The organism is Methylobacterium sp. C1, from assembly GCF_001854385.1.
Taxonomy (GTDB): domain Bacteria; phylum Pseudomonadota; class Alphaproteobacteria; order Rhizobiales; family Beijerinckiaceae; genus Methylobacterium; species Methylobacterium radiotolerans.
Window position 1 is genome coordinate 5,154,059 of the sequence record NZ_CP017640.1, and the last position, 26,314, is coordinate 5,180,372.

Consider the following 26,314-nt stretch of genomic DNA (forward strand, 5'->3'; position numbering starts at 1 on the left):
GCAGCGGTGGATCGCACGGTCGTCCTCCCCCGCGGCCCGATGCGCCCGGACGGCTCAGGATGCGTCGCCGGTGGCGCGGTACCAGTCGAGGATCTCGACCCCCTGCATGAACACCGCGTCGTCGCGGGCCAGGATGGCGTCGAGCAGCCGCTCCAGCAGGTGGATCCGGTGCGGGACGCCGGTGATGTAGGGGTGGATCGCGAAGCCCATCACCTTGGCGCCGCCGAGGGGGCCGGAGCCGGCAGCCTCGGCGGCGAGCCGGTCGAGATGGGCGAGCGCCCGCTCCACGAACTCGTCGGCCCGGTGGTGTTGGATGGCCAGCAGCGGGATGTCGTTGAGCTCGACCGAGTAGGGGAGGGCGACGAGGTCGCCCGTGCGCGTCGCCACCCGGCAGGGGCGATCGTCGACCACGAAGTCGCCGACGTACTCGAGCCCGGCCGCGCGCAGGTGGTCGGGCGTGTCGAGGGTCTCGGTGAGGCCCGGCCCCAGCCAGCCGCGCGGCGGGCGCCCCGTGGTTCCGGTGATCGCTGCGACGGTGCGGGCGATCATCTCCGGCTGGTCCGCGACCCTGTGGGTCGGGACCTGGTGGAAGCCGTGGGCCATGAACTCCCAGCCGGCCGCGTGGGCGGCCTCGGCGATGCGCGGATAGGCCGTGCAGACCGAGCCGTTGATCGACAGGGTCGGGCGGATGCCCCGGCTCTCGAACGCCTCGAGGAACCGCCAGAAGCCGACCCGCATGCCGTACTCGTGCCACGCCCAGTTCGGGATATCCGGCAGCAGGCTGGCCGCGGTCGGCGGCACCAGGATCTGGCGCGGCATCGGGTGGTCGATCAGCCAGTGCTCGACGTTGACCACCGGCCAGACGGCGACGTGCCGGCCCCCGGGCAGCGTCAGGCGCGGCCGGTCCACGGCGGCGCGGTAGGCGAGGCGGTTCTCGGGCCGGCGGGGATCGTCGGGGGCGGTGTCCATCAGGCAGCGGCCCGCGGGGCGTGGTGGCTGTGGAGCTGGGCCGCGAGCATCCGGCGCAGGTCGTTGAAGGCCGGGCTCGACACGTCGCGCCGCCGCGGCAGCTCGACCGGATGGATCGCCTCGATCCGGCCGGGGCCGGGCGACATCATCACGATGCGGTCGGCCAGGAAGATCGCCTCCTCGATGGCGTGGGTGACGAACAGGATCGTCAGCCCCGTCCGCGACCACAGGTCGAGCAGCTCGTCCTGCAGCCGCTCGCGAGTCATGGCGTCGAGGGCCCCGAAGGGCTCGTCCATCAGCACGACCTCGGCCTCGTTGGCGAGCACCCGCGCGATGGCGACGCGCTGCTTCATGCCGCCCGAGAGCTGGTGCGGGTAGGCGTCGGCGAAGGCCTGGAGGCCGACCAGGGCGATGTAGCGCTCGGCGGTGTCGCGCACCTCGGCGGCGGGCCGCCCGCGCGCCTTCGGGCCGAAGCCGATGTTGTCGCGCACGGTGAGCCACGGGAACAGGCCGTAATCCTGGAAGACCATCCCGCGGCTCGGCCCCGGCCCCGCGATCGGCTTGCCCCACATCAGGGCTTGCCCGGAACTCGGGGCCTCGAAGCCGGCGGCGACCCGCAGCAGCGTCGACTTCCCGCAGCCCGAGGCGCCGAGCAGGCAGACGAACTCGCCGCGGGACACCGTGAGGTTCGCCTCGCGCAGGGCCTCGGTCCGGCGGCCGCCCGCCGCGTAGGTCTTGGAGACCGCGCGCATGTCGAGGATCGGGATCGTGGGGTCAGCCATGGTTGGGGCTCCAGGCGAGCAGCCGGCGGCCCAGCTGCATGACCAGCCAGTCGGAGACGAAGCCCGCGACCCCGATCACCGCCATGCCGCAGATCACGATCTCGGTGCGCGAGAGCTGGCGCGCCTCCATGATGATCGCGCCGAGGCCGGTCTGGACCCCGGTCATCTCGCCGACCACGATCACCACCCAGGCGAAGCCGAGGCCGAGCCGCAGGCCGGTGAAGATCGACGGCAGCGCCGCCGGCAACACGACCCGGACGAACTGCGCCGGGCCGGTACAGCCCAGCATCGCGGCAGCCTCGAACAGGCGCGGCTCCACCGAGCGGACCCCGAACACGGTGTTGACCAGGATCGGGTAGAACGCCCCGAGGAACACGAGGAAGAAGGCCGAGCGCGGCCCGAGGCCGAATAGGATCATGGCCAGCGGCAGCCACGCGGTGACCGGAACGGGGCGCAGGACCTGAAGCGCGGGGTCGAGGAGCGCCCGGATCAGCGGAACGCGGCCGATCAGCAGGCCGAGCGGCAGGGCGGCGGCCGCCGCCAGCGCGAAGCCGCCGTAGACCCGGCTCAGCGACGCCGCGAGATGGGTCCAGAGCGTGCCGCTGAACGCGTCGTCGTTGACGCCGCCGACGGCGAGGTCCCGCATCTCCGCCCAGACCTCCGCGGGCGGCGGGATCAGGCTGTAGGGCCGGCCCGCGGTGGTGATCTGCCAGACCGCGACGAGTGCGGCCGGCACCACGCAGGCGAGCGCCAGCCGGCGCAGGTGGGCGAGCCCGGGCCCGGATCCAGCCCGGCGGGCGGGGCCCGGCGTCACCGCCGCCGGCAGGGCGCCGGCCTCGATCCCGGTGCTCACGCCCGCCCCAGCGCGTCGACGAAGCGGGTGTCGATGAACCCCGGCTCGGGCAGCCGCTTGATCTGCTTGAGGGCGAGCATGTGCTGCGCGTAGGCGTCGGCCTGTCGGACCTCGTTCGGCCCGAGGCGCCAGGTCAGCTCGACGTTCGGGGCCGAGAGCTCGAGCGCCTCGCGCTTCTGCCCGAGCTTCGCCACTGCCATGGCGATCATCGCGTCGCGGTCGCCGGCCGCGAAGTCCGTCGCCTTGCGGTGGATCTCCAGCATGGTCCGGACGAGGTCGGGGCGCTCGGCGACCGTGTCGCGGTGGGCGCCGAACACCATGTTCAGCGCGCCCATCTCGGTGCCGTAGGGGTACTCGACGAGCTGGCCGACGCCCGAGGCGAGGCTGACGCCGGGGCCCGGCTCGGCGCCGACATAGGCGTCGACGTCGCCGCGGGCGAGCGCGATGTGCATCTCCGAGAAGGAGACGCGCACGGGGGTGATGTCCTTCACCGAGAGGCCCTCCATGCGCATCCGCTCTAGGACGAAGACCTCCTGGGTGCTGCCGGGCCAGATCGCGACGCGCTTGCCGCGCAGGTCCTTGATGGCGCGGATATCGGAGCCCTTCTTGGCGATCACCGCCATCCCGCGGTTGCAGGTGGAGGCGATGACCACGAGCGGCTCGCCGGCGGCCGCGCCCAGCGTCGCGGCGGCGATGCCGAACGTGCCGAAATCCACCGACTTGGTGACCACCGCATTCTTGCATTCGGTGGGACTCTCGAAGGGCACGACCTCGACCTTCACGCCCGCGGGGGTGAAGCGCTCGTAGAAGCTCGGCGCGATCGAGTGGATCAGCTTGAGCGAGCCCATCCGGATCGTGATGGGGGCGCCCTGGGCGCGGGCCCGGGCCAGGGGGCCGAGGGCGAGGCCGGCCCCGAGACCGGCCAGGAGGGTGCGGCGGCGGATCATCGAACGGCTCCTGCAGGGTCCCGATGTGCCGACGCTACGGGCACCACCTGTTGCGAGGAAGTGCTATTTTCTGAGCGTACCGTTGCCTCGCGGGCAACGGTCGGGCAGGGTGCGGGCGTGAAGCACCTGCGCACCGTCACTTACGTCGCCGAGGTCGCCCGCGCCGGCTCGATCCGGCGCGCCGCGGAGCGCTTGAACCTCACGCCCTCGGCCCTGACCCGGCAGATCCAGGATCTCGAGTACGAGCTCGGCACGCCGATCTTCGAGCGCCTGCCGCAGGGGATGCGGCTCAACGCGGCCGGCGAGCTCTTCGCCCGGCACATCCGCGACCAGGCGGCCGATCTCGACCGGGTCCGCTCGCAGATCGCCGACCTGTCGGGCGTGCGGCGGGGGCATGTGGCGCTCGCCTGCAGCCAGGCCTTCGTCACCCAGGTGGTGCCCGAGGAGGTCGAGGCCTACCGCGCCCGCTTTCCGCAGGTCGGCTTCACCGTGCAGGTCCGCGACCACGCCCAGGCGGTCACCGCCCTGGCGGCTTTCGAGGCCGACCTCGCCCTGATCCTGCAGCCGCCGCCCTCGGCGGAGCTGCACCCGCTCTATGCCGGCCACCAGACCCTGTGCGCGCTGATGCGCCGGGGCCACGCGCTGGCGGCGGAACGCGGGCCCGTGCGCCTGCGCGACTGCCTCGCGCACGCCCTCGCGCTGCCCGACCGGTCGCTCGCCATCCGCCACCACATCGAGCACGCGCTGGCCCGGCGGGGCGTCGAGCTGCGGCCCGTGGTGGAGTCGGGCTCGCTTGAGTTCCTGCGCAACCTCACCCTGCGGGAGGACGTGGTCAGCCTGCAGGTACCCAGCGGCATCCCGGAGGACCCGCGCCTCCACAGCCGGCCGATCGACACCCGCGATCTCACCCCGATGACGCTGGTCCTGGCGCAGCTGCGCGGGCGCTCGCTCTCGGTGGCCGCCGCCAAGTTCGCCGACCAGCTCGTCGTCCGGCTCAACCGGGAAGGGACCTGAACGGGAAGGGGCCTGACCGTCGCCCCGCTCAGGCGGGCAGGCCGGCAAGGGCCAGCGCCTCGGCGTATCGCTGCCCCAGCGCGGCGACCGGGAAGGGGATCCGCGCCAGGAAGCCCGAGACCGTCAGTTCGGGCTCGATCTCCAGGAGCTCGGCGACCGCCTGCCGGGCGCGCTCCGGCTGGCCGAGCCCGACATGGGCCACGGCGAGCGCCCGCAGGGCGACGGCGAAGCGCCGGTTCTGCGCCAGCGCCCGCTCGGCCCACCGGATCGCCTCGGGATAGTCGGCCTCGCTCACCGCCGCGACCGCCATCACGCCCGACATCAGCCAGCCGCGCGGATCCCGCGGGTTGAGCTGCAGCGCCCGCTCGACCATGGCGCGTCCCGCCTCGGCGCGGCCGCACATGGTCTCGATCCAGCCCGCGAGGGTGAGCGCCAGGGCGGAGTTCGGGTTGACGAGCAGCGCGCGGCCGAACAGGTCGCGCGCCCGCTCCCGCCCGGTCTCCGACATGTTCCAGACCGCGAAGGCCGCCATCCACAGCACCTGCGCGTCCCCGGGCGCGCGCTCGACCGCGCCCCAGGCCAGCCGCACGGCCGCCGCGCGCTCCGCCTCGCCCTGCGCGATCCAGCCCTGGAAGTGGCACTGCGCCCGGCAATAGGCCGCCGCGGCCATCGCCGGTGCGTAGCCCGGGTCGAGCGCCAGGGCCTCGTCCAGGTGATCGAGCGCGGCCGCCATGCCGGCGGCGGTGAAGTCGGCGAGCCGGGCGTTGGCCCGGAGCAGCCGGTCGTAGGCGTCCGGATGGGCGGGCGCGTCGCGGCCGAGCCGGCGGATCTCCGCCAGTTGGAGGGTCGGCTCGATCGCGGCGGCGGCGCGCGCGGCGACCCGCTCCTGCAGGGCGAAGACGTCGTCGAGACCGCCGTCGAAGCTGTCGGCCCAGAGATGGGCGCCGGTCCCGGCATCGACCAGCTGGCCGGTGATGCGCAGGCGCGAGCCGCCGCGGCGCACGCTGCCCGCGACCACGTAGCCGACGCCGAGCTCCTGCCCGACCCGGCGCACGTCGATCGCCGCGCCCCGGTAGGTGAAGGTCGAGTTGCGCGCGATCACGAACAGGCCGCTGACGCGGGACAGCGCCGTGATGATCTCCTCGGTCATCCCGTCGGCGAAGTAGTCCTGCTCCGGATCCGGGCTCATGTTGGTGAAGGGCAGGACCGCCACCGCGGGCAAGCGCGGCCCGGCGCGCCACGTGACGCCCGGCTCCGCCGCGTCTTCCGGAGCGATCCCGGGCGAGACCTCCGATGCGGCCTCCCGCACGGCGCCGACGAAGCGCACGCCCTTGCGCGGGAGGGTCCGGATCCAGCGCTGCCCGGTTCCCGTGTCGCCGATCGCCGTCCGGGCCGCGTTGATCCGGCTGCCGAGTGTCGCCTCGGAGACGATGCGCCCGTTCCAGACCGCCTCCAGCAGGTCGTCGCGGCTGACCACCCGGTCGCGCCGCTCGATGAGCACGCGCAGGAGGTCGAAGACCTGCGGCTCGACGGCGATCTCCGCGCCGTCCCGGCTCAGCTCGCGCCGGGCGGAATCGAGGGTGAAGGGTCCGAACCGGTAGATCACGGGGCGTTCCTGGGCGGGGCTATGTCCGCGTTCCGCGCCCTGCTCACCGAACCGGTCTCCGCGGCGGAGGGCGCTCTAGCACGGGCCCGGGCGGGCATAAATCATGGGCCTCTGAAGGTGTCCTCAAGGCCCTCTCAAAGCGCGGTGTCGAACATCGGGATAGGTTTCGCTCCATCGAAGACTTTCCGACGAGGGAGCCGTCCATGGCCCGCGAGACCGATCCCGACACATCCGCCTGGAGCCGCCGCCGCCTCCTGAAGAGCGCGGTAGCCACCGCCGCCCTCGCCGAACTCGGCGTCGGCGGGACCGCGCGGGCGCAGGGTGCCCCGGCCCCCGGCGCCCCGGTCCCCGGCGTCATGCCGGGCGTCCTGAAGCAGGTCGAGGCCGGCGTGCTCGACGTCGGCTACGTCGAGGCCGGTCCCGCCGACGGGCCGGCGGTCATCCTGCTTCACGGCTGGCCCTACGACATCCACGCCTTCGCGGAGGTCGTGCCGATCCTCGCGGCGGCCGGGCACCGGGTGATCGTGCCGTACCTGCGTGGCTACGGCACCACCCGCTTCCTGGCATCGGACACGGTCCGGAACGGCGAGCAGGCGGCACTCGCGGTGGACGTCATCGCCCTGATGGACGCCCTGAAGATCCCCCAGGCCATCCTGGGCGGCTTCGACTGGGGCGCGCGGACGGCCGACATCGTCGCGGCGCTGTGGCCGGAGCGGTGCCGGGCGCTGGTGGCGGTCAGCGGCTACCTGATCGGCAACCAGGAGGCCGGCAAGAAGCCGCTCCCGCCGCGGGCCGAGCTGTCCTGGTGGTACCAGTTCTACTTCGCCACCAGCCGGGGGCGGGCCGGCTACGAGGCCTACCGCGCCGACTTCGCCAGGCTGATCTGGCAGACCGCCTCGCCGCGCTGGCGCTTCGACGACGCCACCTTCGCGCGGAGCGCCCCGGCCCTCGACAACCCGGATCACGTCAGCATCGTCATCCACAATTACCGCTGGCGGATGGGCCTCGCCGAAGGCGAGCGCCAGTACGACGCGCTGGAGCGCCGCCTCGCTGAGGCGCCCACGATCGGCGTGCCGGCCATCACCCTGGAGGGCGACGCGAACGGCGCCCCGCATCCCGAACCCGCCAGCTACGCGGCCAAGTTCACCGGGCGCTACGCGCACCGGCTGATCACCGGCGGGATCGGCCACAACCTGCCGCAGGAGGCCCCGCGCGCCTTCGCGCAGGCGGTGATCGACGCGGCCGCGGCCTGACCGCGCCGGCGCGGCCGGGTCATCCCCGGACACACGACCATCCCGAGACGATGACGGAGGTTGCCATGCGGTTCCTGGCTGTCGCGCTGCCGGCCCTGCTCGCTGCCGGCCTGCTCTCTGCAGGCCCATTCTTCGCCGGCTCCGCGGTGCGCGCCGTGGAGGCGGGGACCGTCCCGGCGGCCTCGCCGATCTACGGCGTCACCGTCCCGGACGGGTACCGCGACTGGCAGCTCGTCGGCGTCGCGCAGGAGACCGGGGCCCTCGACGAGCTGCGCGCGGTCGTCGGCAACGCGCGGGCGCTCGACGCCTACCGGTCCGGCACCCTGCCGTTCCCGGACGGGACGGTGCTGGTGAAGCGCGCCTGGACACGGGTGCCGTCGGCGGAGTTCGCCCCGGCCTTCGTGCCCGGCGGCGCCACGACGATCCAGGTCATGGTGAAGGATTCGCGGCGCTACGCGGCGACGGGCGGCTGGGGGTTCGGGCGCTTCGTCGACGGCAAACCCGCGGACGCGGCCCAGCACGAGACCTGCTTCGCCTGCCACAGCGCGAATGTCCGGGACCACGACTACGTGTTCACGCGGCTCGCGCCCTGACGCGGGCTGCCCGGACGGCCGCGGCGCCCTGTCAGCGCGCCGCTTCCCTCAACTTCCGCTCGATGCCGCGCCTTGCGTCTCCCGTCAGCCGGCGCCTACACCTTTGCCGGCTCAAGCTCGGCCCGGACCGGGCGGGACATGACGGCGCCGGCCCGAGGCACGGCCCCGCAGGGAGGATAGCGCGTGACGATCGCCCGATACGGCGCAGCCCTGGCGCTGCTCTGCGGCTTCGGTTTCCCGTCGCCCCTCAGGGCCGACGAGTGCCCCAACCGCGGCCAGCTCGACGACGCCTACTGCGACGCCAACAAGGACCTCGTCGCCGACGTCCCGGCCAAGACCCGCGACCCGAGCGTGATCGTCTTCGCCTACACGCCGGTGGAGGATCCCGCGGTCTACGAGAACTCGTTCAAGCCGTTCACGACCTACCTGAGCCAGTGCACGGGCAAGCGCGTCGTCTACTACCCGGTCCAGTCGAACTCGGCCGAGATCGAGGCGATGCGCTCGGGTCGGCTCACGGTGGCGGGCTTCTCGACCGGCCCGCTCGGCTTCGCGGTGAACATGGCCGGCGCGGTGCCGTTCGCCGCCAAGGGCACCGAGAAGGGCGCCGAGGGCTACAACCTGATCGTGGTGGTGAAGGCGAGCAGCCCGTACAAGACGCTGGCCGACCTCAAGGGCAAGCGCGTGGCCCACACGGCGCCGTCGTCGAATTCCGGCAACCTCGCGCCCAAGGCGCTGTTTCCCGAGCAGGGGCTGAAGCCCGGCGAGGACTACAAGCTCATCTACTCGGGCGGCCACGACAAGTCGGCGCTGGGCGTCGGCACCGGCGACTACGACGCCGCCCCGGTGGCCTCGGACGTGTTCTACCGGATGGTCGCCCGCGGCACGATCAAGGGCGACGATTACCGGGTGATCTACACGAGCGAGAAGTTCCCGACCTCGGGCTTCGCCTACGCCCACGATCTCAAGCCGGAACTCGCCGAGAAGCTGAAGCAGTGCTTCTACGATTTCCGCTTCCCGCCCGACATGGTGAAGGATTTCGAGGGCGACGACCGGTTCGCGCCGATCACCTACCTCAAGGACTGGGCGATCGTCCGCAAGGTCGCGGAGGAATCGGGCACGCCGTACAACAAGGCCGCCTACGAGCGCGAGGCCGCCCGCGAGGCCGAGGCCGCCCGCAAGAAGGCCGCGGGCGCGCCCAAGCCGTGACGCGAGCGGTGACGGCGGGACGCGCCGCGCGCGCGGTGGCGGCCGGACCCGACGGCGAACCCCGGGCGGAGGATCCGCGCGCGCTGGTGATCCGCGGGCTGACCAAGGCGTACCGGGCCGGGCAGCCGGTCCTGAAGGGCATCGACCTCGTGGTGCCCGGCACCGGGCTCACGGCGATCATCGGGCCGTCCGGCACCGGCAAGAGCACCCTGATCCGCTGCATCAACCGCCTGGTCCAGCCGACCTCGGGGGAGATCCTGTTCCGCGGCGAGGACCTCGCCCGGCTCTCCGGCCCCGCCCTGCGCCGGGCGCGGCGCCGGATCGGGATGGTGTTCCAGGAGTACAACCTGGTCGAGCGCCTCTCGGTGATGGAGAACCTGCTCTGCGGCCGCCTCGGCTACGTGCCGGCGTGGCGCGCGTGGCTGCGGCGCTTCCCCGAGGCGGACATCGCCCGCGCCTTCGACCTCCTCGACGCGGTCGGCCTGTCGGGTTTCGCCACCCGCCGGGCCGACGCCCTGTCGGGCGGGCAGCGCCAGCGCGTCGGCATCGCCCGGGCGATCATGCAGGAGCCCGAGATCGTGCTCGCCGACGAGCCGACCTCGTCCCTCGACCCGAAGAGCTCCGTGGAGATCATGGAGATCCTGTCCCGGCTCGCGGCCGAGCGCGGCGTGCCGGTGGTGGTCAACATCCACAACGTGGCGCTCGCCCAGCGCTTCGCCGCGCGGATCGTCGGCATGTCGGGCGGGCACGTGGTCTATGACGGGCCGCCGGACCGGCTGAGCGAGGCCGACCTGCGCGGCATCTACGGCGGCGAGAACTGGCTCGAATGAGCACGCCCGCCCGCCCGGCCTCCCCGGACGCTTCCCCCGACCGCGTCGCGTTCCGGCCCAACTGGACCGCCCGCGCCGGCTGGGCGCTCCTCGCCGTCTACGCGGTCTACGCGGCGACCCAGCTCGGCTTCTCCCCCGAGCGCTTCGCCGGCGGCCTCGCCCACGGGCGGCAATTCCTGGCGCGGATGTTCCCGCCGAACTTCTCCCGCTGGGAGCTGATCCAGTCGGGGATCGTCGAGAGCCTGCAGATCGCCGTGATCGCCACGGTGGCCGGCATCGCGGTCGCCCTGCCGATCGGCTTCCTGGCGGCCCGCAACCTGATGCCGCCCTGGGTGACGTGGCCGACCCGCGTCCTGATCGCGCTCTGCCGGTCGTTCCACCCGATCATCGTGGCGATCCTGTTCGTGAAGGCGATCGGCTTCGGGGCGCTCGCCGGCGTCATGGCGCTGATCGTCGCCTCGGTGGGCTTCATCGCCAAGCTGTTCGCCGAGGCGATCGAGGAGATCTCCCTGAAGCAGGTCGAGGCCGTGCGGGCGACCGGCGCCGGCTTCCTGTCGACCCTGATCATGGGCGTGCAGCCGCAGGTGCTGCCGCGCTTCATCGGCTTCGCCACCTACCAGCTCGATTCCAACCTGCGGAACTCGACCATGGTCGGCATCGTCGGCGGCGGCGGCATCGGCGCGACGCTGTTCACCGCCTACCAGCGCTTCGACTTCGACGTGGTGCTGGCGATCCTGATCGTCATCGTCGCCCTGATCATGGTGGCCGAGATCGTCTCCGGCTGGGCCCGCAAGGTGTTCCATTGAGCGTCGCCCTCGCGCCCGCTTCCGCCGGCCCGCGCCGCTGGCAGCGCTTCCCCCTGTGGAAGCGGCTGGCGCGGCTCGCCTTCACGCTCTGCGCGGTGGCGGCCTTCGTGGCGAGCCTGCGCACCATCGAGGTGATCCCTGAATTCCTCTACGACGCCCCCGACCAGCTGGCCGACCTGTTCGGCCGGATGTGGCCGATGGATGCCGGCTATGTCGGCCCGACGCTGCGGGCGCTGGTGGAGACGCTCCACATCGCGACGCTCGGCACCCTGATCGCCATCGCGATCGCGGTGCCGATCGGGCTGATGGCGGCCCGCAACGTCGCGCCCAACCGCGCGCTGAACCTGTTCGCCAAGTTCGTGTTCGTGACCTCGCGCTCGGTGAACTCCCTGGTCTGGGCGCTGCTGTTCGTGGCGGTGTTCGGCCCGGGGCCGCTGGCCGGGACCCTCGCGATCGCGCTCCGCTCCGTCGGCTTCACCGGCAAGCTGTTCGCCGAGGCGCTGGAGGAGGCCGATCGCGGCTCGATCGAGGCCCTGCAGGCCGCGGGCGCCGGCCGGATGTCGACGCTGCTGCTCGGCTACTGGCCGCAGGTGAAGCCGGCCTTCTGGTCGATCGCGCTGTTCCGCTGGGACATCAATATCCGCGAATCCGCCGTGCTCGGGCTGGTCGGCGCGGGCGGCATCGGCGTCGCGCTCGATACCGCCCTGAACCTGCTCTACTGGGACCAGGTCGCCGTGGTGCTCGCCGCGATCTTCGGCGTCGTCATCCTGGCCGAGATCGTCGTGACGGCGCTCCGCGCCCGGACGCTCTGAGACGGGGGCCCGTCAGCGCCCCAGCGACATGCCGAGCGGCGGCTCGACCTCCGGCGGAAGCGGCGAGACGTAGCCCGCCGCGCCGACCCGGCGGGCGAGGTCCGCCTTGGCGGCGTCGCGCAGGGCCGCGTCGGTCAGCGCCCGGGCGCCGGTGGCGGCCATCGCCTTGGCGACCTGCACCATCGCCTTGTGGGCCGCCGGTGTCTTGCCCTGCGCCACCACCTGCCACGTGTGGAACGGCGTGCCGATCGCCACCGTCGGCGCGTGGGCCTGGACGGTCGGCACCACCCAGCTGACGTCGCCGACATCGGTGGACCCGACCGCGGGGTTGCGCGGCGCGTCGAGGGGGACGAGGAAATCGGCGAGCGGTGCCTCGGTGCGCGGCATCCCGATGGCGCGGAACACGGCGTCGATGTCGCCGTCGGTGAGCGTCGCCCGGATCTGCCCGGCGAAGTCCCGGTCGGCCTCGTCGAAATGCGGCGGCCCGAGCTCCTCCATGACGTCGTGCAGCGCCCGCTCCAGGGGATCGTTGGCCAGCAGGTTCGACACCGCGCTGACGATCCGCACCTCGACCGCGGTCTCGGTCATCAGGGCGGCGCCCTGCGCGATCTTCTTCACCCGCTCGACCAGCGCCAGCATGCCCGGCAGGTCGCGGGCCCGGATCGAGTAGCGCACCGTCGCGCCGGCCTGGACGACGTTCGGCGCGATGCCGCCGGCGTCGAGATAGGCGTAGTGCACCCGCGCGTCGGACGGCATGTGCTCGCGCATGTAGTTCACGCCGACGCTCATCAGCTCGACGGCGTCGAGCGCCGAGCGCCCGAGATGGGGCGCGGCCGCCGCGTGGGCGGTGCGGCCGGTGAAGACGAAGTCGGCCCGGGTGTTGGCGAGGGCGACCGGCGGCGCCACCTCCCAGAAGCTGCCCGGATGCCAGGAGATCGCGATGTCGGCGTCCGCGAAGGCGCCGGCGCGGACCATGAACGCCTTGGCGGCGCCGCCTTCCTCCGCCGGGCAGCCGTAGTAGCGCACGCGGCCCGGCGTGCCGGTCTCGGCGAGCCAGTCCTTCAGGGCGGTGGCGGCGAGCAAGGCCGCCGAGCCGAGGAGGTTGTGGCCGCAGCCGTGGCCGTGGCCGCCCGCCTCCACCGGCCGGTGCTCGGCGACGCCCGCCTCCTGCGACAGGCCCGGCAGGGCGTCGTACTCGCCCAGGAACGCGATGACCGGCCCGCCGTCCCCGGCCTCGCCCATGACCGCAGTGGGAATGCCGGCGACCGCCTCCGTGACCCGGAAGCCCTGGTGGCGCAGCTCGGCGACGTGCTCGGCGCAGGAGCGCGTTTCCGTGTAGCAGACCTCCGGCATGCCCCAGACCCGCTCGGACAGGGCGATCAGCCGCTCCGACTGCGCGTCGACGTGGCGCCACACGGCGTTGCGGTTGTCCATCGTGTCGTCTCCGGGAAAGCTGCGCATCGAGGTCGCGCCACCATAGCGGCCTCCGCGCCGTCATCGCGAGCGCAGCGAAGCGACCCAGGGTTGCGCGCCCTCGGGAAGCGTGGCGCCGCTGGCTCGCTTCGCTCCGCTCGCAAGGACGGATGCGGCGCGAGCGCTGCTGCTGCCTGACCGTATGCACCGCCCAGGCCATGCTCCTGCCCGAACCAAGCGTCCGTCAACACGTTCCGATTGAACCGTCACTGGCCCGCCCCTTGCCAAGGCCGCTGCCGGAATGTTGCTGTGCCTGTCACGGCGGTAAACGGGATGCGTACATGGACGAGCGGGATCTGCGCGGCCTCATCGGGCGGGTGAAGGACGGTCGCCTGTCGCGGCGGGCCTTCGTGCAGCGGATGGTGGCTGTCGGCCTCACCGCGCCCATGGCCGGGCTGATGCTGGCCGGGAACGGTGTCGCGATGGCGGCCGATATCCGGTCCGGCTACAAGCCGACCAAGGCCGGCGGCGGCGGCGCGCTCAAGCTGCTCTGGTGGCAGGCGCCGACGCTGATCAACCCGCATTTCGCCATCGGCACCAAGGACCAGGACGCCTCGCGGATCTTCTACGAGCCGCTCGCCGCCTGGGACGCGGACGGCAACCTCGTGCCGGTTCTGGCCGCCGCGATCCCGTCCAAGGAGAACGGGGCGCTCGCCGCTGACGGCCGCTCGGTGGTCTGGACGCTCAAGCCCGGCGTGAAGTGGCACGACGGCAAGCCGCTCACCGCCGACGACCTCGTCTTCACCTGGGAGTACGCCCGCGACCCCGCCACCGCGGCGGTGACGGCCGGGTCCTACAAGGATTGCAAGGTCGAGAAGGTCGACGACCTCAGCGTCCGGGTGCTGTTCGACAAGCCGACGCCCTACTGGTGCGACGCCTTCGTGGGCATCGTCGGGATGGTGCTGCCGAAGCACCTGTTCGGCCCGTACAGCGGCGCCAAGTCCCGGGACGCGCCGCAGAACCTCGCCCCCGTGGGCACCGGCCCGTACCGGTTCGTGGAGTTCCGGCCCGGCGACATCGTCCGCGGCGAGCGCAACCCGGACTACCACCTGCCGAACCGGCCCTACTTCGACACGGTCGAGATGAAGGGCGGGGGCGACGCGGTCTCGGCCGCCCGCGCCGTGCTCCAGACCGGCGAGTACGACTACGCCTGGAACATGCTGATCGAGGACGAGGTGCTCAAGCGCCTGGAGACCGGCGGCAAGGGCCGGGTCGACGTGGTCTACGGCGGCAAGCTCGAGTTCCTGCTGCTCAACGCCACCGACCCGAACGTCGAGGTCGACGGCGAGCGCGCCTCGATCACGACGAAGCACCCCGCCTTCTCCGACCCGAAGGTGTGCCAGGCGATGAACCTGCTGGTCGACCGCAAGTCGATCCAGACCTACATCTACGGCCGCACCGGCAAGCCCACCGCCAACACGGTCAACGGCCCGGAGCGCTTCGTCTCCAAGAACACGAGCTTCGCCTTCGACCCGGCCAAGGCCAACGCGCTCCTCGACGAGGCCGGCTGGAAGAAGGGCTCCGACGGCATCCGCGCCAAGGACGGCAAGAAGCTGAAGCTCGTCTTCCAGACCTCGATCAACGCGCCGCGCCAGAAGACCCAGGCGATCATCAAGCAGGCGGCCGCCAAGGCCGGCATCGAGATCGAGCTGAAATCGGTGACCGGCTCGGTGTTCTTCTCCTCCGACCCGGCGAACCCCGACACCTGCACGCATTTCTACGCCGACATGGAGATGTACGCCTACAGCATGACGCAGGCCGATCCGGCGATCTGGCTGCTGATGTACGCCTCCTGGGAGGTGGCCCAGAAGGCCAACAAGTGGCAGGGCCGCAACGTCGTGCGCTGGCGCAACGACGCCTACGACAAGGCCTACAACGCCGCCCAGAGCGAGCTCGACCCGGTCAAGCGCGCGGCGCTCCTGATCACCTGCAACGACCTCGCGGTGTCCGAGAACGTGCTGCCGCTGATCCACCGCGCCGAGGTCTCGGCGGTGGGCGCCACGCTCACGGCGCCCCGCAGCGGCTGGGACAACGACCTGTCGTTCCTGCCCGACTGGTACAGGGAGGCCTGAGCGGGAGCCTGAGCGCCATGGGCGCCTACATCCTGCGACGCCTCCTGATCGCGATCCCGAGCCTGCTCGGCATCAGCCTGATCCTGTTCACCGTCCTGGCGCTCGCGCCGGGCGACCCGTTCGGCGAGCTCGCCAGCAACCCGAACGTGCCCCCGGAGGTGCGGGCGGCCCTGCGGGTGAAGTTCGGCCTCGATGACCCGATCCTCACCCGCTACCTGCACTGGCTCACCGCCATGCTGCAGGGCGACTGGGGCTTCTCCTTCGCGAGCCGGGTGAACGTCGACACGCTGATCCTGCAGCGGCTGCCGACGACCCTGTTCGTGGTCGGCTCCTCCCAGGTCCTGGCGCTGCTGATCGCGATCCCGGTGGGCCTCACCGCGGCGCGCCGGCCCTACTCGCTCGCCGACCAGGTCGCCAACACGCTGGCCTTCGTGGGCTTCTCGCTGCCGACCTTCTTCACCGGCCTGCTGTTCATCCTGCTGTTCTCGATCAAGCTCGGCTGGCTGCCCTTCGTCTACCAGGCCGACCTGCCGGGCTCCGGCCTGCCCTGGATCTGGGCGAATGTCCGGCAGGCGATCATGCCGGTGGCGGTGCTGGGATTCTTCCAGGCCGCCTCCTACACCCGCTACGTCCGCGCCTCGGCGCTGGACGTCGCCCGCCTCGACTACGTCACCACGGCCCGGGCCAAGGGCCTGACCGAGGGCACGGTGACCCGCCGGCACATCGCCCGCAACGCCCTGATCCCGGTGGTGACGCTCGTCGCCCTCCAGATCCCGGCGGTATTCGGCGGCGCCATCGTCACCGAGCAGATCTTCCGGATTCCCGGCATCGGCTCGCTGCTGATCGACGCCATGCTGGCCAACGACACACCGGTGGTGATGGCCGTGACCTTCGTGTTCGCCGGCCTCGTCATCCTGTTCAACCTCGTCGCGGACCTGCTCTATGGCTGGCTCGACCCTCGCATCGCCCTCCGATGAGGCGGTGCCCGTCGCCCGCGCGCCGGCCTCGCCGGGGCGGGAGACGTGGCGGCGCTTCCGGCGGCACCGGCTGGCGCTCGCCAGCGTCGGCGTGCTGGCGCTCCTGGTCGCCGGCGTGGTGTTCGGCGGCCTGCTCTGGCCGGTCGCCATCGACGACATCGACTTCGCGGCCCAGCTCCAGGGTCCGTCCTGGGACCACCCGTTCGGCACCGACGATCTCGGCCAGGACCTGCTCGCCCGGATGATCTACGGCGGGCGGATCTCGCTCGCGGTCGGCTTCGCCGCCATGGCGGTGGCGAGCCTGATCGGCGTGCTGGTCGGCGCGCTCGCCGGCATGTCGCGCCGGTTCCTCGACCCGGTGCTGATGTGGCTGACCGACCTGTTCCTGTCGCTGCCGCAGCTGCCGCTGCTGCTCCTCGTGATCTACCTGTTCCGCGACAGCCTGAAGGCCGTGTTCGGCAGCCAGGGCGGCGTGTTCCTGATGATCGTCGCGGTGATCGGGGGCTTACGCTGGATGCCGGTCGCCCGGCTGGTGCGGGCGCAGTTCCTGAGCCTGCGCGAGAAGGAGTTCGTGGAGGCGGCCCGCTCGCAGGGCGCGACGACCGGGCACCTCGTGCGCCGCCACATCCTGCCGAACGCGCTGGGGCCGGTGATCGTGGCGGCCTCGATCGAGGTCTCGTCCGCGATCATCGCGGAATCGACCCTGTCCTTCCTGGGGCTCGGCTTCCCGCCCGACATCCCGACCTGGGGGCGGCTGCTGTTCGACGCCAAGGACCACCTCGACGTCGCCCCGCACTGGGCGCTGTTCCCGGGGGGCGCGATCTTCCTGACCGTGCTGTCGATCAACTTCATCGGCGACGGCCTGCGCGACGCCCTCGACCCGCGGCGGGTTCTCTAGCGATGGCAGATCCGGTGGACCCGATCCTCTCGGTTTCCGACCTCACCGTCTCCTTCCGCTCGGACGGGCGCTGGCGCGAGGTCGTGCACGGCGTCTCGTTCGACGTGGGCCCGCGCGAGACCGTGGCCCTCGTCGGCGAATCCGGCTCCGGCAAGAGCGTCAGCGCCCTGTCGATCCTGCGCCTCCTGCCGCGGGACGCGAGCCGCATCGGCGGGCGCGTGCGCTTCGCGGGCCGCGAGCTGCTCGCCGCCCCCGAGGCCGAGATGCGCCGGGTGCGCGGCGATTCCATCGCCATGATCTTCCAAGAGCCGATGACCTCCCTGAACCCGGTCCTGACGATCGGCTTCCAGATCGCCGAGGCGCTGATCCGGCACCGGGGCCTGTCGCGGTCCGCCGCCGAGGCGGAGGCGCTGCGGCTCCTCGACAAGGTCCGGATCCCGGCCGCCCGGTCGCGCCTGCACGAGTACCCGCACCGCTTCTCGGGCGGCATGCGCCAGCGGGTGATGATCGCCATGGCGCTCGCCTGCCGGCCGAAGCTCCTCATCGCCGACGAGCCGACCACGGCTTTGGATGTCACGATCCAGGCCCAGATCCTCGACCTGATCAAGAGCCTGCAGGACGAGGAGGGCATGTCGGTCCTGTTCATCACCCACGACATGGGCGTGGTCGCCGAGATCGCCGACCGCACCGTGGTGATGTACCGGGGCCGCGCCGTGGAGGCCGGCCCGACCGCGCGGATCTTCGACGCCCCCGCCGAGCCCTACACGCGGGCGCTGCTCGCCGCGGTCCCGCGCCTCGGGACCATGGCGGGCCGGCCCCGCCCGATGCGCTTCCCGGTGGTCGACCGGGCCACTGGCCTGGCGGCACCGACGCCCGAGACCCCCGACACCGTCAGGGCCGCCGAGCGCCCGGTGCTGGAGGTGCGCGACCTGACCACCCGGTTCGACATCCGCTCCGGCCTCCTCGGCCGCGTGACCGGCCGCGTCCACGCGGTGGAGCGGGTCTCGTTCAGCCTCGCGGCCGGCGAGACCCTGGCGCTCGTCGGCGAGTCCGGCTGCGGCAAGTCCACCACCGGCCGCTCCATCCTGCGCCTCGTCGAGCCGCTCTCTGGGTCGGTCCTGCTCGACGGCGAGGACGTCACCGGCCTCGACCCGAAGACCCTGCGCGCCCGCCGCCAGCGCATGCAGATGATCTTCCAGGACCCGTTCGCCAGCCTCGACCCGCGCCTGAGCGTCGGCGCGGCGGTGGCGGAGCCGCTGCTGATCAACCGCCTCGCGACGCCCCGCGAGGCCCGGCGGCGCGCCGAGGACCTGCTGGCCCGGGTCGGGCTGCCCCCGGAGACCGCCGGGCGCTTCCCGCACGAGTTCTCCGGCGGCCAGCGCCAGCGCATCTGCATCGCCCGGGCGCTCGCCCTGAACCCCCGCCTGATCGTCGCCGACGAGGCGGTCTCGGCCCTCGACGTCTCGGTGAAGGCGCAGGTCGTGAACCTGATGCTCGATCTCCAGGCGGAACTCGGCCTCGCCTACCTGTTCATCTCGCACGACATGGCGGTGGTGGAGCGGGTGAGCCACCGGGTGGCGGTGATGTATCTCGGCGAGATCGTGGAGATCGGCCCCCGGGCCGCAATCTTCGGCAACCCGCAGCACCCCTACACCAAGAAGCTGCTGGCCGCCGTGCCGGTCCCGGACCCGGCCCGGCGCGGCGCGCGCCACGCCCTGCCGGACGACGAGATCCGCAGCCCGATCCGGGCCCCCGACTACGTGGCGCCGGAGCGGCTCTACCGGGAAGTCGCGCCCGGCCACGTCGTGCAGGACTGGGGCGCCGACTGGGACGCGGGCAGCCTCCGGGGCGCGGCCGCCTGAGGCCGGCGGCCCCGAAGCTCACAGGCGCGGTCGGCGACGGGATCCAGCGTAAAGCTTGCTGTCGTGCTCACTATACGAGCAATCTTGCCCAGAAACCGGTCAGTACCGGTAAGAAAGCTTTGATTATTCCCGCATTAATGTGGTCGCCACACACGCGGTGTGTTGCCGCGACGAAGCGGTCGAGAGGCTTCCTTGCGCGCGAGCGATTTCAGATCCTTCCACGAGGCGTCGAAGCGCAGCGGCGTGATCCTGTCGTTCGGCGGAGATCTGTCGGAGAACATCCTGTTCTCGCTCGGGGAAGTGCTGAAGCTGCGCATGCAGCACGAGGAGACCGACGCCGCCGTCGCCAAGCGCGTCTTCTCGATCTTCGTCGAGCAGGCCCAGAACGTGATCCGCTACTCGGCCGACAAGGTCGCGCCCGCCGAGCCGCCGGGCCCCGCCCGGGTCAGCGCCGGCATGATCGCCGTCGGCACCGAGGAGGGACGGTTCTTCGTGGTCTGCGGCAACGAGGTCGGCAAGACCGAGGTCCCGCGGCTGCGCGAGCGGCTCGACGAGATCGCCACCCTGTCGAGCGACGAACTCAAGAAGGTCTACCGCGAGAAGCTGCGCCAGCCGCCGGACGAGGGCAGCCTCGGCGGGAGCATCGGACTGATCGAGATCGCCCGCCGGTCGAGCGCCCCTGTCGAGTACGACTTCCAGGATCTGGGCGCGGAGCGCAGCCTGTTCTGCCTCAAGGCCTTCATCTGAGGATCGCACGGACATGGACCGCATCACGCTGCCCCGGACCGAGCGCTCGCCCGAGGTCGATTTCGACTTCGCGTCGGGGCGGCTCGTCCTGCGCGGCGAATCCTACCCGGAGGACGCCGCCGCGTTCTTCGGCCCGCTGCTGCAGGCCCTGCGCGGCCACCTCGCGGCGACCGAGGCGAGCCCGATCACCTTCGACGTCGCGCTCGCCTATTTCAACTCGTCGAGCGCCAAGGCGCTGATGAACCTGTTCATGCCCCTGGAGGACGCCGCCGCCGAGGGGCGCCCGGTGACGATCCGCTGGATGTTCGGCGCCGACGACGACGTGATCCAGGAGGCCGGCGAGGATTTCGCGGCCGATTTCGCGCATGCCCGGTTCGAGATGATCGCGAGCGTCCCCGCGTGAGCCCGCACCGGGCGCCGGCCCACGATCTCCTGTCCGAGCCGGCGGACGCCTTCAGCCTGTTCGACACCGAGGAGGCCGTCCTCGGCCGGTCCGAGGTGATGCTGGCCCGCCTCGCCGAGGTCGGCGACGGGGTGCGGGAGCTCGCCGGCGCCTACCGGCGCAGCTACCACGAGCAGCGCCGGCTGGTGCGGCTGAGCGACCGGATGCAGCTCGACCTGCACCGGGCCAACCAGCGGCTCGCCGAGCAGCAGCGCGCCCTGCGCCACCTCAACGACGCCCTCTCGGCGGAGATCGAGCACCGGGCGCGCCTCGAGGCCGAGCTCCGCCGCCTCGCCGACACCGACCACCTCACCGACGCCCTGTCCCGCCGCCGCTTCCTGCAGATCTGCGAGGAGGTCTGGGCCCGGACCCAGTCGGGCGACACGCCCTCCAGCGTGCTGATGCTCGACCTCGACCGCTTCAAGCTGATCAACGACCGCTACGGCCACAGCGCGGGCGACACGGTCCTCAAGGCCTTCGTCGAGACCTGCCGCGATAGCCTGCGCGCGGTCGACGTGATCGGCCGCATGGGCGGCGAGGAATTCGCCATCCTCGTCACCGGCACCGTGCTGGCCGAGGCGCAGGCCATCGCGGAGCAGCTCCGCCACGCGGTGGCGCAGCGGCCCGTGCGCCTGGAGCACGGGCCGCTGCCGATCTCGGTGAGCATCGGCCTCGCGGCGTTCGGCCCGAGCGAGTCGATGTCGGCGACGCTCCGGCGGGCCGACGCGGCGCTCTACGCCGCCAAGCACGCCGGCCGCGACTGCGTGCGCTGCGCGGCGGAGCCGGGCGCGTCCCTGACCTGAGGTGCCGCCCGGCGCATGCGCGCAACCGCTGTGACACGGAGTGACGTCGCGTGAGCGGACCTGACACGGCCCTGGACAGCCCGCGTCCCGTCGGGGGGATCCGCGGCGCGAGACCGCTGCGGACCGGCGACGCCCTGGCGCAGCTCGGCTTCGCCGACATCGACCCCGTCCCGGCCGCCGGCGGCGCCGGGCGCGCGGGCGGCCTGCGCGGGGCCGGCCCGATCCGCCGGGGCGATCCCCTGTCGAAGCGCGGCTTCGCCGACGTGCTGGCCGCGGGGGCGCCCGCGGACGAGCTGATGAAGCCCGGCGCCCTGCGCGGGGCGGCCCGGGGCCGCGACCTCGACAGCCTGTCCCACACCCTGTTCCTGCGCATCTACCCGGTGATCGGCGCCCTCCTGCTGCTGACCCAGCTCGGGATCGCCTGGGTGACCTACACCGACCAGCTCCGCCTGTACGGCGACCGGGCGCACCTCCTCGCCCGGCTCACCGCCGCGGCGATCGCGCGGCCCGACTGGGCGCGCGACCCGGACGCCTACGACGCCCCGCTCAAGGCCCTGGCCGCGGAGCCCGATTTCGCCCACGCCGTCCTGCGCGACGCCGCGGGCCACGTCGTCGGGACGGCGGGCGCGGCGCCCCCGGCGCGGGGCTGGTCCACCCTCTCGGCCCAGGCCGACCTCTCGGTGCCCGGCCGCGCCGGCCCGGCGGGCAGCCTGACCGTCACGGTCTCCACCAGGGCGCTGCGCGACAACGCGGCGTGGCAGGTGATGCTCGCCCTCGGCGCCAGCGTCGGGCTGATGATCGCCTTCGTGATCACCCTGCACGCCACCGTGCGCCGCCACGTCATGGCGCCGCTGATGCGGCTGCTGCTCGCCATGCGGGAGATCGAGCACAAGCGCTGGACGACCGTGGAGCTCGGGGGCGCCTACCGGCCGAGCAACGAGATCGACGTCATCAGCCAGGCCTTCAACCGCATGGTCGAGGGCCTGCGGAGCGGCGACGCCGCCAAGCAGCTCCTCGTCGAGCTGGAGCAGGCCCACGACAGGCTGGAGCGCGCCAACCGCCAGGTGGTCGAGAGCATCGGCTACGCCCGGCGCATCCAGGATTCGGTGCTGCCGGACCGGAACGCCCTGGCGGGCGCCGGGGTCGAGGTCGCGGTGCTGTGGGAACCGCTCCACGTCGTCGGCGGCGACTATTTCTGGCTGGAGGAGATCGACGGCCTCTGCGTGATCGCCGTGGCCGACTGCACCGGCCACGGCGTGCCCGGCGCGTTCCTGACCCTGATCGTCGCGACCGCCCTCGACCGGCTGCTGCACGAGCGCGGCCTGCGCGCGCCGGCCGCGATCCTCGCCGGGCTCGACGCGATGGTCCGCACGCAGCTCCGCCAGGACGGCCGCGGCGCCGAATCGGATGACGGGCTCGATTGCGGCCTGTGCGTCTGGGACCGCGCGGCCGGCACCCTGCACTTCGCCGGCGCCGGCCTGTCGCTCACGGTGGTCCGGGACGGCGTGGCCGAGCGCGTCCGCGGCGGCCGCCGGGGTCTCGGCTACCCGCGCCCCGCCCGGGCGGGCCAGCGGGAGGACGTCATCGCGGACATCGCCGTTCCGGTGGCGGGCGCCACCTTCTACCTGATGACGGACGGCATCACCGATCAGATGGGCCGCGCGGCGCCGGACCGGGCGCCGCGGCTCCTCGGCCAGCGCGGCGTGGCCGACAGCCTCCTGCGCCACGCCGACCTGCCCCTCGCCGCCCAGGCCGCCGCCCTCGAGGCCGACCTCGACGCCTATCGCGGCGCCGAGACCCGGCGGGACGACATGACCCTGGTGGCGTTCCGGTTTCCCCAGAACGGAGCGGCGGCGGCCGCCTGAGGCGGCCCGTTATCCGGCGCCGTGTCCGGGACTGGCGAGTCCGGCGGCGCATCGATCGATCCAACAGCGGCGTCGGGCCGGCGATCCTCGGGCCGGCGATCCGGCCCGCGCCATGCCCGGGCCCGGGAGAGGCGTCGCGGCCGCGCGGCGGGCACCTCGAAGGAGCCGTGCGGCCGGCCGCGCCGTCGCGCGATCCGCCTGCGCCGCGGACGCCGTCTGTACCAATGTCCGCCGCTCGGAATCGGCCGCGGGCGCGCGCGCGACGATCTCCGTGGCCGAACAGCGATATCGCCCGCTTTTCACCGCTGATGTCTCAAGTAAAACCGCCACCTCTCGGCGGGGTGGCGCCCGCGATCAATTGCCGTTACGCTGCCTTTCTGTCGATACCATTCTCTCATTTGAAAATTTACAAAGAACAGATCTGGAGCGATCGGTCCATGTTGTGTGCCGAAAGAGAAGGGCAGCGCGGCGTTCCGGCCGGCACCCGCGCCGGGCCCGGCGCGGCCCAGCCGGTTCCGCGGTCCGAGGTGGCGGGCGAGATCGGCTCCGCGCGCCTCCTGCAGGGGCGCCGCGAGATCGTCATCCGCCACGGCGACCACGCCTATCGCCTGCGGGTGACCGCCAGCGACAAGCTGATCCTGACCAAATGAGCGCACCCGGCCTTCTGTCGCGCCGCGCCCTCCTGGCCGCCGCCGCGGCCGGGGCGCTCGCTCCGCGCACCGCCGCCGCGCAGGCGGCCACCCGCATCGCCGCCCTGGGCGGGGCCGTCACCGAGATCCTCTACCGCCTCGGCGCCGGCGGCCGGATCGTCGCGGTCGACACGACCAGCCTCTACCCGCCCGAGGCGCTGCGCGAGAAGCCGAATGTCGGCTACCTGCGGGCGCTCTCGGCCGAGGGCCTGCTCGCGCAGCAGCCCGACCTGATCATCGCCGCCGAGGGGGCCGGGCCGCCCGCGGTCCTGACGCAGCTGCGCGAGGCCGGGCTGCGCGTCGAGACGGTGACGGAGCCGCCGAGCCCCGAGGGCGTGCTGGACAAGATCGAGACAGTCGGGCGCCTCGCGGGCCTGGAGCGGGAGGCCGAGACCCTCGAGGCCGAGGTCCGCACCCGTTTCGCCGACCTCGCGGTCCGGCGCGCCCGGATCGCCCGGACGGCCCGGGCCCTCGTCGTCCTGTCGGTCCAGGGCGGCCGGACCGTCGTCGGCGGCACCGGCTCCTCGGCGGACGGCATCCTGACCCTGGCGGGCATCGCCAACGCTGCGGCGGGCCTGGACGGCTTCAAGCCGATGACCGACGAGGCCATCCTGGCCGCCGCCCCCGACGCGGTGGTGATGATGCAGAACGGCCCCGAGCCGCCGAGGCCCGAGAGCATCTTCGCCCCCGGCACGGCCCTCGGCCAGACGCCGGCGGCGGCGCAGGGCCGGCTGGTGGCCATGGACGGCCTCTACCTCCTCGGCTTCGGGCCGCGCACGCCCGAGGCCGCCACCGACCTGATGCGGGCGCTCTATCCGGACCTGCCGCGTGACTGAGCCGCGCCGCGGCGGGCGGGGCGCGTGAGCCGCCGTTCCGCGACGCCCTGGGTGCTGGGCATCCTGGCGGCCCTGGTGCTCGCCGCCGCCCTGCTCTCCGTGAGCCTCGGGGCGATCCGCATCCCGCCGGAGCGGGTCCTCGCGGCCCTGACCGGGGAGGGGAGCGATCCGGCCCGCGCCCGGGACGCGCTGGTGATCCTCTCGATCCGCCTGCCCCGCACCCTGCTGGGGCTGCTGGTCGGGTCCGGGCTGGCGGTCTCCGGAGCGCTGATGCAGGGGCTGTTCCGCAACCCCCTGGCCGACCCGGCGCTGGTCGGGGTCTCGTCGGGGGCTGGGCTCGCCGCCGCGGTCATCATTGTGCTCGGCGACCGGATCCTCGCCCGCCTGGGTGTCCTGGGACCGCTGCCCTACGCCGCGCTGCCGGCCGGGGCCTTCCTCGGCGGCCTGTGCGCGACCCTCATCCTCTACGCCCTCGCGACCCGGTCCGGGCGCACCGCGGTGGCGACGATGCTGCTCGCGGGGATCGCGCTGGGGGCGCTGAGCGGCGCGCTGACCGGCCTGCTGACCTTCGTCAGCGACGACCGGCAACTGCGCGATCTCGCCTTCTGGTCGCTGGGCAGCCTCGGCGGCGCCACCTGGTCCAAGGTCGCGGCCTCGGCGCCGCTGATCCTGCCGGTGCTGGCCGCGGTCCCGCTCCTGGGCCGCGGCCTGAACGCGCTCGTCCTCGGCGAGGCCGAGGCCTTCCACCTCGGCGTCCCGGTGGAGCGGCTGAAGCGCGCCTGCATCGTGCTGGTGGCGGTGGCGGTCGGCGCCAGCGTGGCGGCGGCGGGGGTGATCGGCTTCGTCGGCCTCGTGGTGCCGCACGCCCTGCGGCTGCTGATCGGCCCGGGGCACCGGCTGCTGCTGCCGGCCGCGGCGCTTCTCGGCGGCGCTTTCCTGGTGCTCGCCGACGTGGTGGCGCGCCTCGTCGCCGCGCCCGCCGAGCTGCCGATCGGGATCGTCACCGCGCTGGTCGGCGCGCCGGTCTTCCTGTGGCTGCTCCTCGGCCGGGTGCGGGTGGACGATGTCTGACGATGTCTGACGATGTCTGACGATGTCTGACCATGCCTGATCCGGCCCTGCTCGCGGCCCGCGACCTGACCGTCACGGTGGCGGGGCGCGCGCTCGTGCGCGACGTCTCCCTGGCGGTGGAGGCCGGCAGCCTGCAGGTGATCGTCGGCCCGAACGGGGCCGGCAAGTCGACCCTCGTCCGCCTGCTCAGCGGCGCCCTGCGGCCCACGAGCGGCACCGTCGCCTATGACGGCGCGCCCGTGGCGACGATCCCGCCCTGGCGGCTCGCCGCGATGCGGGCGGTGCTGCCGCAGGCGGCGCGCCTCGCCTTCCCGTTCGCGGCGGCCGAGGTCGCCCGGATCGGCCTCGACGGCATCGGCCGGGGCCTCGGGGCCCGCGACCGGGCGGCGATCCTGGCGCGGGCCCTCGCGCGGGCCGACGTGGCGCATCTCGCCGACCGGGCCTACCCGACCCTCTCGGGCGGGGAGCAGGCGCGGGTGCAGTTCGCCCGGGTGCTCTGTCAGCTGGAGGCCGGCCGCACGGTCGCCGACCGGCAGGTACTGTTCCTCGACGAGCCGACCGCGAGCCTCGACCTCCGGCACCAGGGCGCGCTGCTCGACGCCGCCGCCGGGCTGGCGGCGACCGGCGTCGCCGTGGTGGCGATCCTCCACGACCTCAACCTCGCGGCCGCCTACGCCGACCGGCTGCTGGTCCTCGACGGCGGCCGGCTGGTCGCCGGCGGGCGGCCGGCCGAGGTCCTGACCGACGACCTGATCGCCGGGGTCTTCGGCGTCCGCTGGCCGGTCGGGCGGGTGCCCGCGGGCGGCCAGCCCTTCCTGCTGCCGCACCGGAGTGCGGCCGGTCGCGCGCGGGACTGATCGGACTTCGCGGCTCCCGGGCGGCGTCCGGCCCGCGCGGGCAGGCAATGC

At 73.0% G+C, this 26,314-nt stretch carries 25 protein-coding genes; 19 read left to right on the top strand and 6 right to left on the bottom strand.

Going from position 1 to position 26,314, the window contains the following annotated elements; all coding sequences use genetic code 11:
• Positions 1 to 54: 54 nt before the first annotated feature.
• From BKE41_RS23820 to BKE41_RS23835, 4 genes are read right to left on the bottom strand one after another with little or no spacing between them, the layout of a single operon-like run.
• Positions 55 to 969, bottom strand: a complete 915-nt coding sequence (locus BKE41_RS23820; protein ID WP_024828724.1) for a polysaccharide deacetylase family protein — start codon at positions 967 to 969, stop codon at positions 55 to 57.
• Positions 969 to 1,751, bottom strand: a complete 783-nt coding sequence (locus BKE41_RS23825; RefSeq protein WP_012321486.1) for an ABC transporter ATP-binding protein — start codon at positions 1,749 to 1,751, stop codon at positions 969 to 971. The genes BKE41_RS23820 and BKE41_RS23825 overlap by 1 nt, the downstream gene beginning before the upstream one ends.
• Entirely contained in the window at positions 1,744 to 2,604 is an 861-nt protein-coding gene (locus BKE41_RS23830) for an ABC transporter permease (RefSeq protein WP_059409784.1), read from the bottom strand. Before BKE41_RS23830 ends, BKE41_RS23825 begins: the two co-directional genes overlap by 8 nt.
• A complete protein-coding gene (locus tag BKE41_RS23835) occupies positions 2,601 to 3,551 on the bottom strand; it encodes an NrtA/SsuA/CpmA family ABC transporter substrate-binding protein (protein ID WP_012321488.1) in 951 nt (316 codons plus the stop codon). The genes BKE41_RS23830 and BKE41_RS23835 overlap by 4 nt, the downstream gene beginning before the upstream one ends.
• A 117-nt stretch (positions 3,552 to 3,668) precedes the next feature.
• Between BKE41_RS23835 and BKE41_RS23840 the strand changes: the two genes are divergently transcribed.
• Positions 3,669 to 4,565: a LysR family transcriptional regulator gene (locus BKE41_RS23840; RefSeq protein ID WP_012321489.1), complete on the top strand. Its 897-nt coding sequence runs from the start codon at positions 3,669 to 3,671 to the stop codon at positions 4,563 to 4,565.
• A gap of 28 nt (positions 4,566 to 4,593) precedes the next feature.
• Here the strand turns inward: BKE41_RS23840 and BKE41_RS23845 are convergent, their stop codons facing one another.
• Entirely contained in the window at positions 4,594 to 6,171 is a 1,578-nt protein-coding gene (locus BKE41_RS23845) for a winged helix-turn-helix domain-containing protein (RefSeq protein ID WP_071000181.1), read from the bottom strand.
• A gap of 203 nt (positions 6,172 to 6,374) precedes the next feature.
• On the opposite strand from BKE41_RS23845, the gene BKE41_RS23850 reads away from it, so the two are divergent.
• The 6 genes from BKE41_RS23850 to phnE (BKE41_RS23875) all read left to right on the top strand — a co-directional run bounded on the left by BKE41_RS23850 (position 6,375) and on the right by phnE (BKE41_RS23875) (position 11,671).
• On the top strand, positions 6,375 to 7,424 hold the full coding sequence (locus BKE41_RS23850) for an alpha/beta hydrolase (protein WP_071000182.1): 1,050 nt from the start codon (positions 6,375 to 6,377) through the stop codon (positions 7,422 to 7,424).
• A gap of 65 nt (positions 7,425 to 7,489) precedes the next feature.
• The gene (locus BKE41_RS23855; protein ID WP_012321492.1) at positions 7,490 to 8,017 is read left to right on the top strand and encodes a cytochrome P460 family protein; all 528 of its coding nucleotides are present in this window, start codon (positions 7,490 to 7,492) and stop codon (positions 8,015 to 8,017) included.
• 183 nt (positions 8,018 to 8,200) lie between these two features.
• Positions 8,201 to 9,223, top strand: coding sequence for a phosphate/phosphite/phosphonate ABC transporter substrate-binding protein (gene phnD, locus BKE41_RS23860; RefSeq protein ID WP_012321493.1), 1,023 nt, complete (start codon positions 8,201 to 8,203; stop codon positions 9,221 to 9,223).
• 35 nt (positions 9,224 to 9,258) lie between these two features.
• The gene (gene phnC / locus BKE41_RS23865) at positions 9,259 to 10,053 is read left to right on the top strand and encodes a phosphonate ABC transporter ATP-binding protein (protein WP_043074660.1); all 795 of its coding nucleotides are present in this window, start codon (positions 9,259 to 9,261) and stop codon (positions 10,051 to 10,053) included.
• Positions 10,050 to 10,859: a phosphonate ABC transporter, permease protein PhnE gene (gene phnE / locus BKE41_RS23870; protein WP_071000183.1), complete on the top strand. Its 810-nt coding sequence runs from the start codon at positions 10,050 to 10,052 to the stop codon at positions 10,857 to 10,859. Before phnC ends, phnE (BKE41_RS23870) begins: the two co-directional genes overlap by 4 nt.
• The gene (gene phnE, locus BKE41_RS23875; protein WP_012321496.1) at positions 10,856 to 11,671 is read left to right on the top strand and encodes a phosphonate ABC transporter, permease protein PhnE; all 816 of its coding nucleotides are present in this window, start codon (positions 10,856 to 10,858) and stop codon (positions 11,669 to 11,671) included. The genes phnE (BKE41_RS23870) and phnE (BKE41_RS23875) overlap by 4 nt, the downstream gene beginning before the upstream one ends.
• 12 nt (positions 11,672 to 11,683) lie before the next feature.
• Here the strand turns inward: phnE (BKE41_RS23875) and BKE41_RS23880 are convergent, their stop codons facing one another.
• Positions 11,684 to 13,105, bottom strand: a complete 1,422-nt coding sequence (locus tag BKE41_RS23880; RefSeq protein ID WP_012321497.1) for a M20 family metallopeptidase — start codon at positions 13,103 to 13,105, stop codon at positions 11,684 to 11,686.
• A gap of 320 nt (positions 13,106 to 13,425) precedes the next feature.
• Here BKE41_RS23880 and BKE41_RS23885 point away from each other — a divergent pair, with 320 nt between their 5' ends.
• The 12 genes from BKE41_RS23885 to BKE41_RS23940 all read left to right on the top strand — a co-directional run bounded on the left by BKE41_RS23885 (position 13,426) and on the right by BKE41_RS23940 (position 26,263).
• Entirely contained in the window at positions 13,426 to 15,216 is a 1,791-nt protein-coding gene (locus BKE41_RS23885; protein WP_043074649.1) for a peptide ABC transporter substrate-binding protein, read from the top strand.
• A 17-nt stretch (positions 15,217 to 15,233) separates the two neighbouring features.
• A complete protein-coding gene (locus BKE41_RS23890; protein WP_012321499.1) occupies positions 15,234 to 16,193 on the top strand; it encodes an ABC transporter permease in 960 nt (319 codons plus the stop codon).
• Positions 16,159 to 17,091, top strand: a complete 933-nt coding sequence (locus BKE41_RS23895) for an ABC transporter permease (protein WP_012321500.1) — start codon at positions 16,159 to 16,161, stop codon at positions 17,089 to 17,091. Before BKE41_RS23890 ends, BKE41_RS23895 begins: the two co-directional genes overlap by 35 nt.
• Positions 17,092 to 17,093: 2 nt before the next feature.
• On the top strand, positions 17,094 to 18,953 hold the full coding sequence (locus BKE41_RS23900) for an ABC transporter ATP-binding protein (RefSeq protein WP_059409789.1): 1,860 nt from the start codon (positions 17,094 to 17,096) through the stop codon (positions 18,951 to 18,953).
• Positions 18,954 to 19,145: 192 nt separating this feature from the next.
• Complete coding sequence (locus BKE41_RS23905; protein WP_071000184.1) at positions 19,146 to 19,700, top strand: SiaB family protein kinase; 555 nt, start codon at positions 19,146 to 19,148, stop codon at positions 19,698 to 19,700.
• Positions 19,701 to 19,713: 13 nt separating this feature from the next.
• Positions 19,714 to 20,103, top strand: a complete 390-nt coding sequence (locus tag BKE41_RS23910) for a DUF1987 domain-containing protein (protein WP_012321503.1) — start codon at positions 19,714 to 19,716, stop codon at positions 20,101 to 20,103.
• Positions 20,100 to 20,945, top strand: a complete 846-nt coding sequence (locus BKE41_RS23915; protein WP_083374410.1) for a GGDEF domain-containing protein — start codon at positions 20,100 to 20,102, stop codon at positions 20,943 to 20,945. Before BKE41_RS23910 ends, BKE41_RS23915 begins: the two co-directional genes overlap by 4 nt.
• A gap of 50 nt (positions 20,946 to 20,995) precedes the next feature.
• Positions 20,996 to 22,810: a SpoIIE family protein phosphatase gene (locus BKE41_RS23920; protein WP_107645315.1), complete on the top strand. Its 1,815-nt coding sequence runs from the start codon at positions 20,996 to 20,998 to the stop codon at positions 22,808 to 22,810.
• 437 nt (positions 22,811 to 23,247) lie between these two features.
• Entirely contained in the window at positions 23,248 to 23,460 is a 213-nt protein-coding gene (locus BKE41_RS23925) for a hemin uptake protein HemP (protein ID WP_012321506.1), read from the top strand.
• Positions 23,457 to 24,335: an ABC transporter substrate-binding protein gene (locus tag BKE41_RS23930; RefSeq protein ID WP_071000185.1), complete on the top strand. Its 879-nt coding sequence runs from the start codon at positions 23,457 to 23,459 to the stop codon at positions 24,333 to 24,335. The genes BKE41_RS23925 and BKE41_RS23930 overlap by 4 nt, the downstream gene beginning before the upstream one ends.
• Positions 24,336 to 24,359: 24 nt before the next feature.
• Positions 24,360 to 25,406: an iron ABC transporter permease gene (locus BKE41_RS23935; protein WP_071000186.1), complete on the top strand. Its 1,047-nt coding sequence runs from the start codon at positions 24,360 to 24,362 to the stop codon at positions 25,404 to 25,406.
• A gap of 32 nt (positions 25,407 to 25,438) precedes the next feature.
• The gene (locus tag BKE41_RS23940) at positions 25,439 to 26,263 is read left to right on the top strand and encodes a heme ABC transporter ATP-binding protein (protein ID WP_071000187.1); all 825 of its coding nucleotides are present in this window, start codon (positions 25,439 to 25,441) and stop codon (positions 26,261 to 26,263) included.
• Positions 26,264 to 26,314 lie beyond the last annotated feature (51 nt).